Raw genomic sequence first — 17,360 nt, forward strand, 5'->3', positions numbered from 1 at the left:
TTACCGCATTGTGACAAATTCTTCGGCTGCGGAGGGATGGATACCAACGGTGGCATCAAAGTCTTTTTTAGTTGCGCCCATCTTCACCGCGATCGCTATACCTTGAATTATCTCAGTTGAACTATCACCCACCATGTGAGCGCCTAGCACTTTGTCAGTGTTGCTATCAACCACCAACTTCATCATTGTCTTCTCTTGTTTACCAGTCAAACTATGGTACATGGCACGGAAGCGAGTGTGAAAAATTTTGACGGCATCACCGAGTTTTTCCCGTGCTTCGGCTTCTGTCAAGCCTACTGTTGCGGCTTCTGGGGTAGAAAATATGGCTGTGGGAACAGTTTGGTGACTGAATTCGCGGCGGTTATTTCCAAATTCACTATCAGCAAAAGCACGACCCTCACCAATGGCGACGGGAGTTAAATTAATTCGGTCTGTGACATCGCCAACAGCAAAGATATTCGGTTGACTAGTTTGACTATATTCATTGACTGCGATCGCATTTGTGCTAGGGTATCCAGGCCCTTCGATAGAACTAGCCACAACATCAACCCCAGCGTTTTCTAAACCTAGTCCATCTACATTGGGAGTTCGACCAGTCGCCACTAAAAACACGTCACCAATTAGTGGTTCTTGGTCTTCCCCTGATAAAGTTAGTTTAAAACCTTCTGGCACGGGTTCAATTGTTTTCACCACATTATTCTTAATCAGTCGAATTCCGTGGTTTGTCATCCCCTCTTCAATTTCTGTACGAATGTCTTCATCGAACCCCTTCAAAATCTTTTCACCTCTGGTAATTTGTGTCACCTCTGAACCCAAACCACGCATGATACAGGCAAATTCTGTGCCAATATAACCAGCGCCAAGAATGACGATGTGTTTTGGTTTTTCTTTTAGATGAAAGATTTCGTTAGAGGTAATGCCATATTCCATCCCTGGTAAATCTGGTTTCATAGGACGACCGCCAACAGCGATTAAAATTTTATCTGCTGTTACTTTGCGTCCATCAACTTCTACGGTGTGGGAATCTAGCAATGTGGCGCGACCAGAAATTAGTTCTACCCCGGCTTTTTCTAAGAAGTTTATATGTAGTTGCGATAGTCGCCGAACTTCCTTATCTATAGATGTAATGAAATATTCCCAGTCCAACTCAGTATTACCAACTTTCCAGCCATAACCTGAAGCTTCACTAAATAGGGCGGGAAAGTGAGAGCCATAGACCATGAGTTTTTTGGGAATGCAACCGCGAATTACACAAGTACCACCAACTAAATCATTTTCAGCGATCGCCACTTTTGCCCCATAGCTAGCCGCCCGTTTGGAAGCCGCTAAACCTCCAGAACCCGCACCAATTACAAACAGGTCGTAATCAAAAGCCATAAATTTCTGTTCTCTCTAGCAAAAAGTTAGTTCCTGGGAACTTACACACAAAATGTGATTGAACTATATCAAGGATATCTGGTGAACCCTGTTTAAGTCCTGTCCTTGATTTAATCTAGCGTTAGCAGATGTTCTCTGGTCGTAGGGAATATCACTTTTTGCTTTGGTGGGTGTTTCAGGTGGTTTCCGGGGGTTTTTCTGGACGTTTGACTGGAGGTTTGACTGGAGGCTCGACTGGAGGCTCGACTGGAGGCTCGACTGGAGGCTCAACTGGAGGCTCAACTGGAGGTTTTTCTGGAGGTTTTTCTGGAGGTTTGACTGGAGGATTAACTGGAAGATTGACTGGAGGCTCGACTGGAAGATTGACTGGAGGATTAACTGGAAGATTGACTGGAGGATTAACTGGAGGATTAACTGGAAGATTGACTGGAGGATTAACTGGAAGATTGACTGGAGGACTGACTGGAAGATTGACTGGTTGCGTTATAGTTCTAGTAGTATTATTACTCCCAGAGCGTTGCTGAGTATTTGATAGGATTTGTCCTATATCCTCAAAGGAATTTAATGGGGAATCATCCCTAATGGGGTCTACTGAGGAATTGTCTGTAATAATGTCGTTGGTGGAGGAAGTTGAAGGACTAGTAGTTAGCTCTGCAAAAGATGGGTTTTCAACTACTCCCTCGCCTGTGATGGGCAACTGTGCGTTCAGAGCCGCAGCAGTTTCAGCTTGAACGCTAGCGATCGCTGGGTCGGCTGTAGGTGTAGGATTTTGCCTAGTTAAATCAAGCCCCCGAACCATATCGCTCGTTTCATAAAAATTTCTGAGATCAAAATCGTATAACCCCTGAAATTTGCCTTTAACTATAACCATCATCTGTCCTGCTTGCAGCACCTGACTTTGAGAAGATTCCTTATTTGAAACTTCAATGCCACTATTTGTCAGCGCACCCACAATCGTAGTATCTGTTTGTTTGTCATAGCGGACAAATAATGCTGAACCACGAATTGCTGCTGCTGCACTTGGTGTTTGTATGAGTGTTTGCCCCCTTCCAGGTGGGATAAGTAGCAATGCTGTTCCATTTGAGAGTCTAAAGCTACGAGTATTTGGTAAAAATTGAAATATAGCCTGTTCCCCAACCCGTGCCAAAGAGCCGTCGTTAAAGCGTAACTCTGCTAGGGAAGCTCGACCAGTTGACAACCCATCCCCAGGAGTTATTGCATCTAATTTGCGTGCAGGACGCTTCTTCTCTCTGTCTCTGGGTATCAGTTGTACCAAGTTGCGGAGGTTTTGAATCTCTGCTCGCGTTAGAGGAGTTATAGCACTTACCCGATTTGGCAAAGGTAGTACTATAATTCCCCATAAACTAATCACTAATAATGGAAACGATTTATGAAACATAGTTTGATAATTTCTGAACTTCAACTAATATCAAAAAAGTTAAAGGTTTAAGCTAGTGCTAAACTATTATAGGAAGTTTGTTTAAGTAAATTTATCAGAATTTTAATCTAAATCAAATACATAAAATAGTTAATATATAAGTTATATATTTAGTTTTTTTAAGTTTATATTCTAAACATGACATTGTGTGCAATCAAGTCTGTGGCAGGTTTAAAAGTTAGTACTTGAAATCAAAAGCCTTATCGGAGAATCTCAGTGTCAAGTCAAAAAATTTGGTAAATATCCGAATATTATAAATTTGAACTTGTAGTTTCAGTATATACCTACAAAGCTAAAATAGATGCACTCCATTGTATATCCTGAGTCGGAAGTTACGATATAGCTTGTAGGTCTACATTCGCCAAACGCGATTAACGCGATCTAACTAGATGCGACTCAATAACTGGAAAAATTTGTTTTTTTGTATTTTCTTAGCGTCCAGTAGTGGAAGTTGGTGTTGCATTAAAGTAGATGCGGCAGAATTTACAATTACAGATGTTTGGCATCCTAACAATTTAGCAAGCACACAGGTAAATTATCAGCGATTATGTCATAAGTTGGAGCGAGAGGCAATTAACTCTTTGTGCAAGCAGTCTAGTAAGTCGCATCCTTTAGACTATCAGATGCCGTTAAATCTGACACAGCAAACACCAGAAAAAACTCCAGCCCCAGACAAAACCGGAGAACCTGGGGATAGTCAAAAGCAAAATGAAGCGCCACAACTAGAATCACAGCCAAGTGTTTTACCTGCATCTCCTTCAGACTCAAAAGAGGAATTGTTGAATCCACCTCAAATAAATCATTCCCAAAGACTAAAGAGGCTGATGCAGCTATTGCGATCGCCAAAACAGCCATCTCACTCTGATAGCGATCGCGAATTAGGGTTGCGGGTGCGGTTACTACCCCTAGAACAGCAGCCACCACCACCTAAAGAAAAACCCGTAGTTAAGTTGAAACCCATAGGCTATCTACAGGCTCATGTCGGCTACTTCCAAACGAATAATATTTTTTCGTCAAATGATAATTCAATAGAAGATGGTTTAATTTTTTCTGGACTGACACTAGCCTCTGCATATTTCCCTTTAGGATCTAAGACTTATTTAAACGGCTCAATTGATGGCAATCTGATTCGTTATATAAATGAGTCACAATATCATTACAACCAAGTGAGATTCAATCTCAGTCTTTACCAGCAGCTATCGCGGCGAATGTACGGAGAAATCAATTTCAGCAATCAACAGTTATTTTATGCTAATAATAGCGATCGCCTGGATAGCTTTAAAGCGGGCGATCGCTTTTTAAATGAAAATTCTCTCCAATTATCTTTGGGACGGCGAGATATCTTAACTCCAAGATTAACACTAGAGAGCTTATACGAATTGAGTGTAAATTTTGCCGACCCCCAAAGTCGCGATCGGATAATCAATTCCTTTTGGGTGTCTCTAAACTACTACTTGCAAAAGCCTCTCCAGGTTGGTATTGACTACCAGGTGAACTTATCCGACTTTACACAGCGCGATCGAGAAGACCAGTTTCATCGGCTGTTCGGGCACTTAAATTACCGAATATCCGATACCACTAATATGAATATTCAGGCTGGAGTGAGTTTAGGCAGTTCAACCGTCGAATACATTGATTTTGATGGTTGGTTCTTCAGTATTAATTATAATTTGCAATTAGGTCAGTTTTAAAATTAGTCTTTTGTCATTGGTTCATTGGTCATTGGTCAAAAAACAATGACCAATAACCAATGACTATAAATAAGAAATCCAATCACTCCAGCTACCAGCATAAAGTCTACCTTTGTTAATGCCAGCTAATTCTAAAGAAAGCAAATTTACGCAAGCAGTAACGCCAGAACCGCAATAAACCAAGATTTCTTCGGCTGTTTCTAGCTGTTCCCACCGATGGCGTTGTTCCTCTTGAGGAAGTAAGTAGCCGGAAGAGTCTGTAACTTCTTGCCAAGGATAGTTGACTGCACCAGGAATATGTCCGGCAATTTTATCAATTGGCTCTCGTTCACCTCGATAGCGATCGCTTTCTCTCGAATCAACCAATACTACTTCGTCGCTATCTTTCCGGCTTTTCACCGTCGTAATATCTACTACCTTTTCTATTTGGACTTCAGCTACAAAACTACCGATCCGGGGTTGAGGAACGACATCCGTAATCGGATAACCAGCTTTTTGCCATCCAGTAAAGCCCCCATCCATTACCGCAACTTGCTCATGTCCGAGATAGCGCAATAGCCACCATAAACGAGATGCAAAGGCAAAGCGCGAATCATCATAAGCTACAACCAGAGTTTTTTGGTAATTTACCCCAATCGCCGCAAATTTTTTAGCGAGATCGTTAGCGTTAGGTAAAGGATGTCTCCCACCATGTTGACCCACTGGACTGGAAAGATCCTGATTTAAATCTAGGTAATACGATCCTTTAATATGGCTTGTTTGGTATTGTTGTCGTCCTAGTTGTGGATCGGCTAAAGAAAAGCGACAATCCACAATCACAACTTGCGGATCTTCTAGATGTTCAGATAACCAAGCTGGCGAAACAACAAATTGGGAATTGGGCATTGGGAATTGGGCATTATTTTAAAGGACTTACGCAACTGGCACAAATACGATTTATTACTACTGTTTGTACTTGGTTAGTGGTGGCGGTGTCATCAGTTACGATCGCGCTAATTAGGTCTTTGTCGAGTAGGATGACGTTACCAATGATGACTTTATCATCTTTTGTACCTAAGCCTAGCGATCGCTGGTAGGTTGGATTAAGGAACGAATACTAAGTAACTATAGCAACCTTTAACATACGTAATTCAGAAGTGCGATCGCTCATCATGAACGAAACTCAATACTGATAAGAATATCTCACAATCAAGCTCTCAAAGAATTCACGTTTTATTTATAAAATGTCAGACTTAGAAAATTTTACACCTAAGCTCACAGCAGATGGTTCCTTCACCTTTGTCTCTCAAGAGTTTGGTGAATCGTTTCATAGCCATTATGGTGCAAAGCAGGAGAGTTTTTTCAAGTTTGTAGAACCAACTCAACTAGCTACAGCCGCGCAAAAACCAGTCTTGCGGCTGTTGGATATTTGTTATGGTCTAGGATATAACACAGCTGCTGCTTTGCAAACAGTTTGGGCAGTGAATCCCGCTTGTTGTGTGGAAGTAATCGGTTTAGAAGTGAATCCAGTAGTGCCACAAGCTGCGATCGCTCATCACTTGTTCGACAATTGGAATTGTAACTATATTGAAATATTGTCCCAGCTAGCTTTTGAGCATCAAGTGCAAACACCTCACCTGAAAGCGAAGCTACTAATTGGTGATGCTAGAACGACCATCGCACTAGTACATCAGTCAGGTTTCTTGGCAGACGCAATTTTCCTCGATGCGTTTTCACCACCACAGTGTCCTCAATTATGGACTGTTGAATTTATTAAACAACTGTCATTGTGTTTACATAAAAATGGTTTATTAGCCACCTATTCATGTGCTGCTGCTGTCCGCACAGCATTTTTGTCTGCTGGTTTGGTGCTAGGTTCTACCCCACCTGTGGGGAGGCGATCGCCTGGTACTGTGGCAGCCCATTCTATCAGCACTAAGCATAATAACTGCTCAATACTTGGTTCCCTCGCACAAGTTGAAAAAGAACACTTACTAACCCGTGCTGCTATCCCCTACCGCGATCCCAAATTGAGCGATTCATCTGAAGTTATAGTAATGCGGCGACAACAAGAACAACAAATTTCTTCACTCGAACCTACCTCCAGTTGGCGAAAAAGATGGTTATTGGGAACACAAGGCAGGGACTTTATGGGAAGTAGCTTTTAATTATAGCAACAGCCAAGGTGGTTAGGACATCAAAAGATGATGAAACTTAGACACAAAAAAACTTTTCACCCAGTTCCCAGTCCCTAGTCCCCAGTCCCTTGCTATATATCGATTACCTGTGAGGTTTTTCCTGAACAAATTGCTCAAGCCCAAGTGCAATGAGCGTGATTTTGGGCAATTTCACAAAAAAATTAATATTAGGCAGCGATCGCAACCTCAAATACTTCCAAGAAAATTGGAAGTCCCTTATCCGAACCGGATTGCAAGTAGTTCCTCAATCCTTAATTCCAAAGGAATTATCTATATTTTCCAAAAATTCTGATTTCCTTTCTAGATGCTCAGGTAATAAGTTTTTCCGATGCAAATAAATAAAATCTATGATAGTATATATTTTTACACTCAGCGCAGCAGTGTTTTTGGATTACGAACACCGGATAAGTAAAAATACGTACTTTAATGATTACCGTAAATACTTCTAACTAAAAATCCTGTTTTTTAATACAAAGCGAGCAAATACAGTGCTTTCTAGCGTTTTTGTGTTATAAAACCTCCGTAAAAAGCCTGATTTAACATTTGTGCAAATTTATCATACTGGAATTAGAAGAAAAAAAATTGACAACAAGACATCCCTTATTCGTAAGATAAAAGATACAAGCTGCAAAAAACTTTAGAGAGGCAGCTTTACATCATGCATAATCCCTATGAAAACTCTGGCTCAGATACAGTCGAATATTACATTTCTTTTTGAAATCTAACACTGTTAACTTGTGCAAAAACTTGGAGTGCCTTTGTGATTCAGTGGAAACCCAACCATACGGGCTTTACAGAACAAATTGTTAGTGGGTCAAACCCCATTAGTACAGTAAAGAGTATCGGTTCAAATCATGCTGTAGGCTTGCAGAATAATGTGGAGGCTTATTCTTTAGGCTTATCTCAAGAAGACCTGATGCTTAAAGATAGGCAAGCAATGTCTTCTTGGATAAAATCTGATATTAATTATGATAATGATTCATTGGTTTCTAGAACACTACAAGCCAAAGGTTCTAAAGTGAATGGGTTTGATTTAGATCCGCCGAAGGTTTTAGTCGTTGACGATCATGCCGCTAGCCGGATGACTGCTGTTGCCCTCTTGGGGATGGAAGGATACGAAGTAATTGAGGCGGACAGTGGTTCTATTGTTGTGGGATTGGTAACTCAAAAACAACCAGACCTGATTTTGCTGGATGTGATGATGCCAGGAATGGATGGATTTGAAGTGTGTCAATTGCTCAAACAAGATGAGCAGACTAGACTGATTCCAGTAATTTTCATTACAGCATTAAATGATAGGCGATCGCGGATTCGGGGAATTGAAGTTGGGGCAGATGATTTTCTCACCAAACCCTTTGATCGTGTGGAACTGGCGGCGCGGGTGAAGTCCTTGGTACGGCAGAAGCGTCTAAACGAAGATTTAGACCATGCCGAACAAGTACTATTTTCCATTGCCATGTCTATTGAAAGTCGCGATCCCAACACTGGCGACCATTGCCAACGCCTATTAAAACTGGGACAACTTTTTGGTGAATACCTCAGCCTCTCACGCTACCAAATTCGAGATTTGAGATGGGGTGGTTATCTCCACGATATCGGCAAGGTGGGTATTCCTGATGCAGTGCTGCTGAAAAAAGGCCAACTCACCTCCGAAGATTGGGAGATTATGAAGCAGCATGTTTTGATTGGAGAAAAAATCTGCCAGCCACTACGAAGTATGCGGGGTGTAATTCCCATAATTCGTCATCACCACGAACACTGGGATGGTTCAGGCTACCCTGATGGACTTAAAGGCAATGATATTCCCTATCTGGCGCAAGTATTTCAGTTAATTGATATTTACGATGCCCTAACTAGCGAACGACCTTACAAAAGAGCTTTTACTTTTGCAGAAGCACTTTCAGTGATGCAAAAAGAAGCTGATTCTGGTTGGCGCAATCCCAAGCTAATGCAGGAGTTTGCAGAATTTATTCAATTTTCTCAAGAGAAAGAGTAGAGAGGATAATGATTTATCGCTGCTGTCATGAGCGGGAATTGGTATTATAATCTTCGCTTTTGAGGAAAGTAGTAATCCTGACTCATTGTATATTTCAGTCTTCTATGATTAGCTGGTATGATTTGAGCCTAAATCTTAAAGTACCAACAGCATTAATCAAAACTTTCACTGATAGCTGATAGCTAATTATGGTAGTTGTAGCAATTCTAGCGGCGGGACGCGGCACACGGATGAAATCAAGCTTACCCAAAGTTTTACATTCTTTGGGGGGGCGATCGCTAGTCGAGAGAGTTCTCGACAGTGTAGAACCACTTTCCCCCTCACGGCGAATCGTAATTGTGGGATATCAATCCGAGGAAGTGCAAGCCGCCATGCATTCAATTCCTAATTTGGAGTTTGTCGAACAGACTGTGCAATTGGGAACAGGTCATGCCATCCAGCAATTACTTCCACACTTAGAAGACTACACTGGGGATTTGCTAATACTTAACGGCGATTTACCGTTAATCCGCAGCGAAACCCTCAAGCAGATGTTACAAACTCACACCCGAAATCAAAACGCCGCCACTATTCTCACCTCATACCTATCCAATCCCACAGGCTACGGGCGAGTTTTTTGTAACGATGAAAATATTGTGCAGCTTATGGTCGAACATAAGGATTGTAATGCTGTCCAAAGACAAAATCACCGGATTAATGCTGGAGTTTACTGCTTTCGCTGGCCAGATTTGGCAAAGATGTTGCCCCACCTCCAGGCAAACAATGCCCAAAAAGAATACTATCTTACCGATGCCGTCACTCAAGTAGGAAAAGTGATGGCGGTAGATGTGGAAGATTATCAAGAAATTCTCGGCATTAACGATCGCCTGCAACTAGCAACAGCATCTGAAATTTTGCAAAGGCGAGTCAAAGAAAAATGGATGCTAGCAGGTGTCACTCTCATCGACCCCACAAGCATCACCATTGATGAAACAGTGGAATTACAGCCGGATGTAATTATTGAACCCCAAACTCACCTGCGGGGAAATACAGTAATTACAACAGGAAGTCGCATTGGACCGGGGAGTTTAATTGAAAATAGTCACTTAGCTGAAAATGTCACAGTGCAGTATTCAGTAGTAACAGATAGCACTGTGCAGTCAGGAAGCCGAATTGGCCCTTATGCTCATTTGCGCGGTCAGGTACAAGTGGGTGCTAATTGCCGGGTGGGGAATTTTGTGGAATTAAAAAATACTCAATTAGGCGATCGCACCAATGCAGCCCATTTGTCGTATATAGGTGATAGCGTTGTTGGCAATCAGGTGAATATTGGTGCAGGTACAATTACTGCCAATTATGACGGCGTGAAGAAACATCGGACAACAATAGGCGATCGCACAAAAACTGGTGCAAATAGCGTTTTAGTGGCTCCACTCACCTTGGGAAATGATGTCTACATTGCAGCTGGTTCTACAGTCACAGACGATGTTCCTGATAATTCTCTAGTGATTGCCCGTAGTCGTCAAGTAGTGAAATTAGGTTGGCGAAGAAAAAGCGTTGAAAATCAAACCGCAGATCAACATAAATAATTCATCGCTGTTAATAGCGATTGATTTGTGGTTTGAGAGCATAAATCAGGATTTTTGCAATTTGTCTAATCTAGCTAGATTAGTAGTAAAGCCAAAATCTCAACATATAACATGGAAGAACTGCTAGAACTGAGGCAACTTCTAAAACAAGGCAAAATCCATGAGGCGCTACTGTTGGTGGATGAGTTAGAAGAAATGAGCCTCAGTGACAAAATCAATAAAATTGATAGTTATGGTGTAATTCTGCTCATCCATTTACAGCAAATTGCAATCAATCGTGCTACAGATGTAAATAATCAAAACCTTTGACGGAAGTCATTCTACGATTTGTTTTGTGGCGGGTTTGGTCAAAAACTGCTGTAATTAAACAAAAGGCTGAAAAACGTTCTACTCGCTCTTGGGATGTTTCGATAGAAAATACGGTGCGGGAAATCAACAAAATAAACAAGCGCCGCAAATCCGGTGGTTTTTACTTGAATCAAACAGAATTAATGGATATTCTGCAACAAGGATATCAAGTGGCACTGAAAAGGGCGGCGCTAGAAGCTTTTGAAGGGCGTTATGAAGCCCAAGAGTTAGCAGCAATAGTTGACGAACAAGAAACTTTAGCCCAAGCTCTGGAACTGATTCAACAATAGCCAATCAATTCACTATCATTCCACTCCAAGGTGTCACCAATTTTTCCGCCGTTGTGGTAGGCGGCGAGTAAAATTTCGCTAGTTTTGCCCCAAGCGATCGCTCCACTCACATCTAAGGCGATCGCTCCTAAATCCCGTTTGTTCTGGTGCGCTTCCTCAAAGGAACGCTCCATAGCCTCATTCAGGGACATCCCATCAGTGACACGCACTACAATCCGTGGGGCTAAACACTCATCGATGATATCTTCTCCAATTCCAGTACAGCTAACACCAGCATTATTAGTAGCATAATTACCTGCTGGCATCGCAGAATCACTTACCCTGCCAATCCGCTCAAATCCCTTACCACCAGTGGAAGTGCCAGCAGCTAGGCTACCAGATGTATCTAAAGCTACGACACCGATAGTACCACGTCCGGCATTACTGGTTTCTAGCAGTTCGGGTTCTGCTACCACGCCAGCCATTGCGCTTTTAAAATTATCCTGGCGCTCTTGTATCCACTCTTGCAACCGCAAATCAGTTAAAGCGTTATAGCTAGGAAGTTGCATTTCCCGCGCCAACTCAGCCGAGCCGAAATCTGATAGGACTCGATCTGGCGAATTTTGTAAAAATTGTGCCAACTCAATGGGATTTTTTACCCGCGAAATATTAATTACACCACTAAACCGTCCTAATGCGCCATCCATCAGGGAAGCACTCATGCGGATTTGCCCATCAGATTGCAGTACTGAACCAGTACCAGCATTAAAGCGGGGATTGTCTTCGAGCATTTGGCAACCATGCACCACCGCCTCAGAAGCAGTTGCTCCTGACAATAGCAGAGAATAGACTTCTTCTATTACTGTATAGAGCGATCGGCGCACCGCCTCTAATCCTCCTTTACCGTGGAGAGAACTACCAGCCCCTCCATGAATAATTAATTTAGGTTGCACCTGTGACTCCATTAATCCCCTGCGCTATTTGCGTCTGTGTTGCGGTTAGTTTCATTTTGAGCTTCAGAACGACGACGACGACAACGTTCTGAGCAGTATTTCACATCGTCCCAGCAATCTTGCCACTTTTTACGCCATGTGAAAGGACGTTGACATACCGGACAAATTTTTGTAGGTAGATCAGATTTAGAACGAACACGTCTCATATAAATATTGAATCACAGTCAAATAGCATTAGATTAGAATTAAACTTGCTCATGAAGTGTTAATCAACTTCTCAAATTTAGGACTTACGCAAACAATAGCCGAAAAGAAAGATTTTCTTCTTAGAGCAATTTATAAAATGCCCCTACAGCATCTCGTTTCGCGTAAGTCCTAAAATTAACTGCGGTTAAAACCGTTCGTGTCGCTTCCCTCTCAGGTTTAAAGACGCTGAGTTTCTTGCATACTGCGTATTCTTATGACTGATCTACCACCCAACGCTCAGAATCCCGAAGAAAATGCTACCAATGATGTAGCACAAGAGTTACTACGAAGACTGAGGCAAAAACAAGGTAACTGGGTGGAATGGGGAACAGCGATCGCCTCGTTGCTAAAAACCGGTTACAACCCCCAAGAAATTTTTGAGGCGACTGGATTTGAGCCAATTCAACAAAATCAGGTGGTTGTCGGTTCCCAAGTTTACAATTCTTTGGAAAACTCTGGAGTATCGGCAGAAACGCGATCGCACTACGCCACACGCGGCAGTGATGTTTTATACGAACTGCGTTTGCTCACTCAAGAAGAACGCGCCGCCGCCGCCGAACTGATCTTCGTCCACAAAATCGATGCTGATGAAGTGAAGGAAGTGGCAAAAGCAATTAAAGAGTTCTCTTATTACCGCACTTTGCCAGAAGGGTTTTCTGCCCATCCTGGAGATGCCGTTGCTCACCAAGTTTGGAAACTGGCACGCCAAAATACAGATTTACAACAGCGATCGCGCCTGATCGCCAAAGGTTTGCGTTTTGCTTACACGCCAGCAGCCAGGAAACAAATCGAACAACTTCTGACTGATTTTACTAGCGTTCCCCAGCGTCCAGCGCCAATTTTACCCTTTTACCGCCTGGAATTTGAAGAACAATTACCCCGAATTTTGCCTGTGGTAGGCGAGTTGCCATTATCACGAAAAGACTTGCAAGCTGTGCCGATATTGACCGAAATTGAACCCTTTCGCATGGTTAAATTTTCTGGAGAGCAAGCTTGGGTACCATTACCAGGTTGGCAAGTGCTGTTAGCGGCAGAAGATCCAGTAGTGATTTTAGCAAATAGCGATCGCTTCCCCATCCAAACTCAAAGCCAAATCGGGCCCGTTGTAGTTGTGGTAGATCGTGCCAAACGAGAATGGGATGTCTCTAGCTATTTTGTCATTGAAAATAGTGGTGAATTAGAGTTTCAGTGGTTTGAAACTGAGCCAGAAATTCCTCTACTAGGACAAATTATTATCATTGTGCGTCCTAAGAAAATTCTAGATGAAGAATTAACTAAGGATTCCTGGCAGATTGATGAATAATTGAAGAAGAATTCAGGAGTCAGAATTCTGACTCCTGAATTCTGTTTTGATAAACTTTCCCTTTAATTTTCTACGTCTTTGCTGCTAACAGTTGCGCTACTCATTTGTTCTCGCAAAATTGCAATTTGAGAAATCATGATTTTCTCTAGCGCCCCAGTTTCCATCGTTCCCATCCAACGAATCATTGATGAGAGAAATAATTCTTTGAGATAGGCAAAAGAAAAGCCTTCTGTTAATTCAACTATCTGACTCACAGCTTGTTCAGACAGGCCCATCGCACTTTTTAATTTTTCATTCCACAATGTGATGTAGGCTTCTCGTTCGGGAATAGCTGGCAGATCAAAATGATATTTGCGATCGAAGCGACTGGGGCGATCGCTAATTGCTGAATCTAAACGTTCTGGATGATTAGTAGTTGCAATAGTCACAATCCCTTGATTAGAGGCAAAGCCATCAAGCTCATTTAAAAAGAAAGAGCGGTTTTCATCATTCAATAGAGAATCAATATCTTCTAATACCAAAACACACGGAGCAGACTGTCGTGCTTGGTTGAATACTTTACGGATATTATCGCTATCAGTAGCATACTCAGACTTAAAGCTTTTAACATATAAGCAAGGCTGCTGCATTTGATTAATTAATGCTTTAACTGTATGCGTTTTTCCATTTCCTGGTGAGCCAATAAATAAAATACCACGTTTCCAAGGAACGCTATAATTTGCGTAAGTTTCACGAGAGGCAAAGAAGTTTATTAGGTCATCTTGAATATCTTGTTTAAGAGTTCTCTGCAAAATGAGATTCTCAAAAGTTGCGCTTTGAATAGATTGAAATAGGTCTGGATTTTTATCCCAGTAACCATCCTCAAAAACTAAAAGTTCATCACGAATTTCTGAGTTCCAATCACAAACTGCGGCGAAAAACTTTTCAGCTACTTCTATGCTATCCGTCAAAATCCAAGAATAGCGAGTTTTACAATAGCCTTCATTCCAACTCATTAAGAGGACATCAAGTTTATTTCCTTGCCATGAAACTTGAAATCTGGCATTTTCAGTATATTTGTAAATCTCGTTTTCCATGCCATTCCAACCAGTAAGCATCTGGTTATGTATCCGATCGTCATATTTGATTTTGCAGAAATTTGCCTCAGCATACTTTTCTAAATTGAAGGAACTATCATTACTTTCCAGCAAGGCTTTTTTAGGATAAATAGCTGCTAGCTCCTGACTAACATGATAAGAGATAGCATTATTAGATAAGCTCAGGGCATGTGTAATTAGTTTTTGAATTTTCATGTTTGTTTATTTTTATGCTTAGTTAGGGCTTAGAAAGATATCAAATTAAGCTAATCTAACATTAAGATGGCTGAATTGTGAATTCTTACTTAAATAATTATTCTTCCAAATCAAATATAAAACTTGATAGATATGTCAGACTCTAAATTTACTGTTCCTGTGGCTCAAGAATCACTCCATTCAGAATTGTCTGAGCGATCGCCAGTTCCTAATCTGCGGGAGAAGATTCTCGCAATCCGTAACAGTCTCCGCCCCGGACAACAACAAATGGCTGACTGGGGATCTGGCCCTTTGGCTATTTCTGCCGTTCCTGGCGCAGGTAAATCTACTGGGATGGCGGCGGCGGCAGCGATCGCAATTGCCCGTCAATATGAACGTTATGCCCAGTCGCGCTCATCCTCGCGTCGTCATCTGGTAGTCGTCACCTTTACTCGTTCTGCTGCTGCCAACATTAAAGCAAAGATCCGCAAATTTTTACGAGATGATTTATCTTTGCCTCAGACGGGCTTTTTTGTCTATACCTTACATGGTTTAGCGTTAAACATTGCTAGTCGCCATTCTGGTTTATCGGGTTTGCAGTTAGAAAATGTCACATTAATTACACCAACCCAAAGTCATCGCTTTATCCGAACAGCCGTAGAACAATGGATTACCAATAATCCCGGAACATATCTGCGGTTATTAGAGGGTCATCAATTTGACGGAGAAGAGACAGAAAGGTTGCGTCGTCAATCGGTGCTGCGAACAGAAGTATTGCCGGAATTGGCGAATACGGTAATTCATGAAGCAAAAAGTTCGGGGATATCGCCAGAAAAATTACGGGAGTGGAGTAGACAAACCACAGACGAATATACAATTTTGAGTGTAGCGGCGGGATTGTATGAGCAATATCAAAACTTAATGCGATCGCGTGATTTCATCGATTACGACGATATGATTTTAGCCGCACTGCGCGTTTTAGAAAACGACAGCGCCCGTCGCATCGAGCAAAACCAAGTTTTCGCCGTCTTTGAAGACGAAGCCCAAGATTCTAGCCCTCTACAGACGCAGTTGCTAGAAATCTTGGCAAGTGATGGGGGAGGTAATTCTTGTACAGACGCGATTAATCGTGTCTCTAACTCCTCACTTAATCTAGTGCGAGTTGGCGATCCAAATCAGGCGATTAACTCTACTTTTACCCCAGCCGATCCCATTTATTTTCGGCAATTTTGCGAAGAGTGCGATCGCATCGAACGATTGGCAACGATGGATCAAGCCGGTCGCAGTAGTAGAATTATCATTGAAGCGGCGAACTTTGCCCTCAAATGGATCAATAATCAGTCGTTAGCAAAAGCGAATAACGGACAACAGATTCCTGAGAATCGACAAGTACCATTTCGCTTGCAGACAATTCGCCCTGTTGAAACTGGAGATCCGCAAAAGAACGCCAACCCAGCACCAATAGGACGGGGATTGGAACTTTATACACCGCGTGATATTCATCACACCGTTGAATTGTTATCTCAAAGAGTAGTCGAGTTATTTGGCGAAGATCCTACACAAAATAGTGCAGCGATTTTAGTGCGAGAAAATCGTCAAGGAAGATGGTTAGGAGAAGCTTTAGCACCTGTGTGCAAAGAGCATAACATTACACTTTACGATGTGGGAGAACGCGATCGCCGTTCTCATGTTCCCCAAGAAATTTTAGCATTGCTGCAATTTTGCGATCGCCCCCACTCTCCCGATTACCTGAAAGCCGCCCTAGAAGCATTAGTACAGCGCCAGTTAATTCCTACCCAAGACCTCAACGCCCTTGCTAGTCTACCAGAAGAATTTTTGTATCCTGGCCCTCTAGCAGCACCCCAGCCAGAAACAGTCCAAAAAGCCGCACGTTTGTGTCGCAATTTACTTCGCGCCCGCCTGGAATTGCCCCTTTACCAGCTGATATCCTTTCTCGCCTTGACCTTAAATTACGACCAAGCAGAATTAGCAACTGCTGACAAACTTGCAGAAAGAGTAAACCAGCAGATAGCTGGCAATAGTTCGATGGGGGGAATGCTGTCAGCTTTAAGTGAAATCGTCAGTTCCGAACGGTTTGAACCAGTGGAAACCGAAGATTCAGAAGAACGTTACACTCGTCGCGGTCAACTGACCATTATTACCATGCACAAAGCCAAAGGGCTAGATTGGGACTATGTATTTCTTCCTTTTCTCCACGAAAACTTAATTCCTGGTAGATTTTGGGTTCCTCCCCAAAGCCAGTTCTTAGGGGATTTTACCTTATCAGAAGTAGCCCGCGCCCAAATTCGTGCTGCTCTCCACGGAGAATCTACTATCCCAGATGTTACACAAGCATGGGAACAAGCAAAGCAGTTGAAAATATCTGAGGAGTACCGTTTATTATACGTTGCCATGACACGGGCCAAGCGTCTGGTGTGGATGTCAGCAGCGCAGAAAGCCCCCTTTACTTGGAGTAAACCGGAAAATTTGCAAGAACAAGCGCCTTGTCCAGTTTTCCCAGCATTAAAGCGGCAATTTCCTGAATGTGTGGCGAATTTAGCTTACATCTAGCTAAATAAATCTTCTAGATTTTTTCCACCAGGCATTTTAATCAAGAAGTTAGCATAAATATACAGCACTTTGTGTAACGGTTTGGTACAGTAGTTGAGAAGATAAAAGTAAAAAATCAGATGAAACCCTACTCAGTAGACCTGCGGGAGAAA

At 42.2% G+C, this 17,360-nt stretch carries 12 protein-coding genes and 1 pseudogene; 7 read left to right on the top strand and 6 right to left on the bottom strand.

From position 1 onward, the window contains the following. Together gor and V7K55_RS04865 are read right to left on the bottom strand one after the other, a co-directional pair. On the bottom strand, window positions 1-1,377 hold the full coding sequence (gene gor, locus V7K55_RS04860; protein WP_334828757.1) for a glutathione-disulfide reductase: 1,377 nt from the start codon (window positions 1,375-1,377) through the stop codon (window positions 1-3). Window positions 1,378-1,552: 175 nt separating this feature from the next. Then, window positions 1,553-2,776, bottom strand: coding sequence for a FecR family protein (locus tag V7K55_RS04865; RefSeq protein WP_334828759.1), 1,224 nt, complete (start codon window positions 2,774-2,776; stop codon window positions 1,553-1,555). A gap of 428 nt (window positions 2,777-3,204) precedes the next feature. Between V7K55_RS04865 and V7K55_RS04870 the strand changes: the two genes are divergently transcribed. Next, entirely contained in the window at window positions 3,205-4,506 is a 1,302-nt protein-coding gene (locus V7K55_RS04870) for a hypothetical protein (RefSeq protein WP_334828761.1), read from the top strand. 63 nt (window positions 4,507-4,569) lie between these two features. Here V7K55_RS04870 and V7K55_RS04875 read toward each other — a convergent pair whose 3' ends face one another. Next, window positions 4,570-5,391 carry a sulfurtransferase gene (locus V7K55_RS04875; RefSeq protein ID WP_334828762.1) on the bottom strand — a complete coding sequence of 274 codons (822 nt, stop codon included), beginning with the start codon at window positions 5,389-5,391 and terminating at the stop codon, window positions 4,570-4,572. A gap of 338 nt (window positions 5,392-5,729) precedes the next feature. Here V7K55_RS04875 and V7K55_RS04880 point away from each other — a divergent pair, with 338 nt between their 5' ends. The 4 genes and pseudogenes from V7K55_RS04880 to V7K55_RS27450 all read left to right on the top strand — a co-directional run bounded on the left by V7K55_RS04880 (window position 5,730) and on the right by V7K55_RS27450 (window position 10,885). Further along, window positions 5,730-6,653, top strand: coding sequence for a tRNA (5-methylaminomethyl-2-thiouridine)(34)-methyltransferase MnmD (locus V7K55_RS04880; RefSeq protein WP_334828763.1), 924 nt, complete (start codon window positions 5,730-5,732; stop codon window positions 6,651-6,653). Window positions 6,654-7,443: 790 nt separating this feature from the next. Then, complete coding sequence (locus tag V7K55_RS04885) at window positions 7,444-8,679, top strand: two-component system response regulator (RefSeq protein WP_334828767.1); 1,236 nt, start codon at window positions 7,444-7,446, stop codon at window positions 8,677-8,679. A 188-nt stretch (window positions 8,680-8,867) separates the two neighbouring features. After that, a complete protein-coding gene (gene glmU, locus V7K55_RS04890) occupies window positions 8,868-10,247 on the top strand; it encodes a bifunctional UDP-N-acetylglucosamine diphosphorylase/glucosamine-1-phosphate N-acetyltransferase GlmU (RefSeq protein ID WP_334828769.1) in 1,380 nt (459 codons plus the stop codon). A gap of 111 nt (window positions 10,248-10,358) precedes the next feature. After that, window positions 10,359-10,885: pseudogene (locus V7K55_RS27450) on the top strand (DUF29 family protein). Here the strand turns inward: V7K55_RS27450 and V7K55_RS04905 are convergent. Together V7K55_RS04905 and V7K55_RS04910 are read right to left on the bottom strand one after the other, a co-directional pair. Next, entirely contained in the window at window positions 10,876-11,829 is a 954-nt protein-coding gene (locus V7K55_RS04905) for an isoaspartyl peptidase/L-asparaginase (RefSeq protein ID WP_334828773.1), read from the bottom strand. The pseudogene V7K55_RS27450 and the gene V7K55_RS04905 sit on opposite strands and share 10 nt — an antisense overlap. Next, complete coding sequence (locus V7K55_RS04910; protein WP_334828775.1) at window positions 11,829-12,023, bottom strand: DUF2256 domain-containing protein; 195 nt, start codon at window positions 12,021-12,023, stop codon at window positions 11,829-11,831. The genes V7K55_RS04905 and V7K55_RS04910 overlap by 1 nt, the downstream gene beginning before the upstream one ends. 254 nt (window positions 12,024-12,277) lie before the next feature. Between V7K55_RS04910 and V7K55_RS04915 the strand changes: the two genes are divergently transcribed. Continuing rightward, window positions 12,278-13,366 (top strand): RuBisCO accumulation factor 1, encoded by a 1,089-nt coding sequence (locus tag V7K55_RS04915; protein WP_334828777.1) that lies wholly within the window; start codon window positions 12,278-12,280, stop codon window positions 13,364-13,366. 62 nt (window positions 13,367-13,428) lie between these two features. On the opposite strand, the gene V7K55_RS04920 is transcribed toward V7K55_RS04915, so the two are convergent. Then, window positions 13,429-14,658: an ATP-binding protein gene (locus tag V7K55_RS04920; protein ID WP_334828779.1), complete on the bottom strand. Its 1,230-nt coding sequence runs from the start codon at window positions 14,656-14,658 to the stop codon at window positions 13,429-13,431. Window positions 14,659-14,790: 132 nt separating this feature from the next. Between V7K55_RS04920 and V7K55_RS04925 the strand changes: the two genes are divergently transcribed. Then, window positions 14,791-17,208, top strand: a complete 2,418-nt coding sequence (locus V7K55_RS04925; protein ID WP_334828781.1) for an ATP-dependent helicase — start codon at window positions 14,791-14,793, stop codon at window positions 17,206-17,208. The last annotated feature ends 152 nt before the right edge of the window (window positions 17,209-17,360 follow it).

Origin of the sequence: Nostoc sp., from assembly GCF_036919895.1 — a bacterium.
In the GTDB taxonomy this organism is placed as follows: domain Bacteria; phylum Cyanobacteriota; class Cyanobacteriia; order Cyanobacteriales; family Nostocaceae; genus Nostoc.

What these genes read in the sequence shown, in the direction of transcription:
- V7K55_RS04880 (WP_334828763.1), top strand. Translation starts at nt 5,730, where the DNA reads ATGTCAGACTTAGAAAATTTTACACCTAAGCTCACAGCAGATGGTTCC.
- V7K55_RS04870 (WP_334828761.1), top strand. Translation starts at nt 3,205, where the DNA reads ATGCGACTCAATAACTGGAAAAATTTGTTTTTTTGTATTTTCTTAGCG.
- V7K55_RS04905 (WP_334828773.1), bottom strand. Translation starts at nt 11,829, where the DNA reads ATGGAGTCACAGGTGCAACCTAAATTAATTATTCATGGAGGGGCTGGT.
- V7K55_RS04875 (WP_334828762.1), bottom strand. Translation starts at nt 5,391, where the DNA reads ATGCCCAATTCCCAATTTGTTGTTTCGCCAGCTTGGTTATCTGAACAT.
- V7K55_RS04915 (WP_334828777.1), top strand. Translation starts at nt 12,278, where the DNA reads ATGACTGATCTACCACCCAACGCTCAGAATCCCGAAGAAAATGCTACC.
- V7K55_RS04910 (WP_334828775.1), bottom strand. Translation starts at nt 12,023, where the DNA reads ATGAGACGTGTTCGTTCTAAATCTGATCTACCTACAAAAATTTGTCCG.
- gor (WP_334828757.1), bottom strand. Translation starts at nt 1,377, where the DNA reads ATGGCTTTTGATTACGACCTGTTTGTAATTGGTGCGGGTTCTGGAGGT.
- V7K55_RS04925 (WP_334828781.1), top strand. Translation starts at nt 14,791, where the DNA reads ATGTCAGACTCTAAATTTACTGTTCCTGTGGCTCAAGAATCACTCCAT.
- glmU (WP_334828769.1), top strand. Translation starts at nt 8,868, where the DNA reads ATGGTAGTTGTAGCAATTCTAGCGGCGGGACGCGGCACACGGATGAAA.
- V7K55_RS04865 (WP_334828759.1), bottom strand. Translation starts at nt 2,776, where the DNA reads ATGTTTCATAAATCGTTTCCATTATTAGTGATTAGTTTATGGGGAATT.
- V7K55_RS04920 (WP_334828779.1), bottom strand. Translation starts at nt 14,658, where the DNA reads ATGAAAATTCAAAAACTAATTACACATGCCCTGAGCTTATCTAATAAT.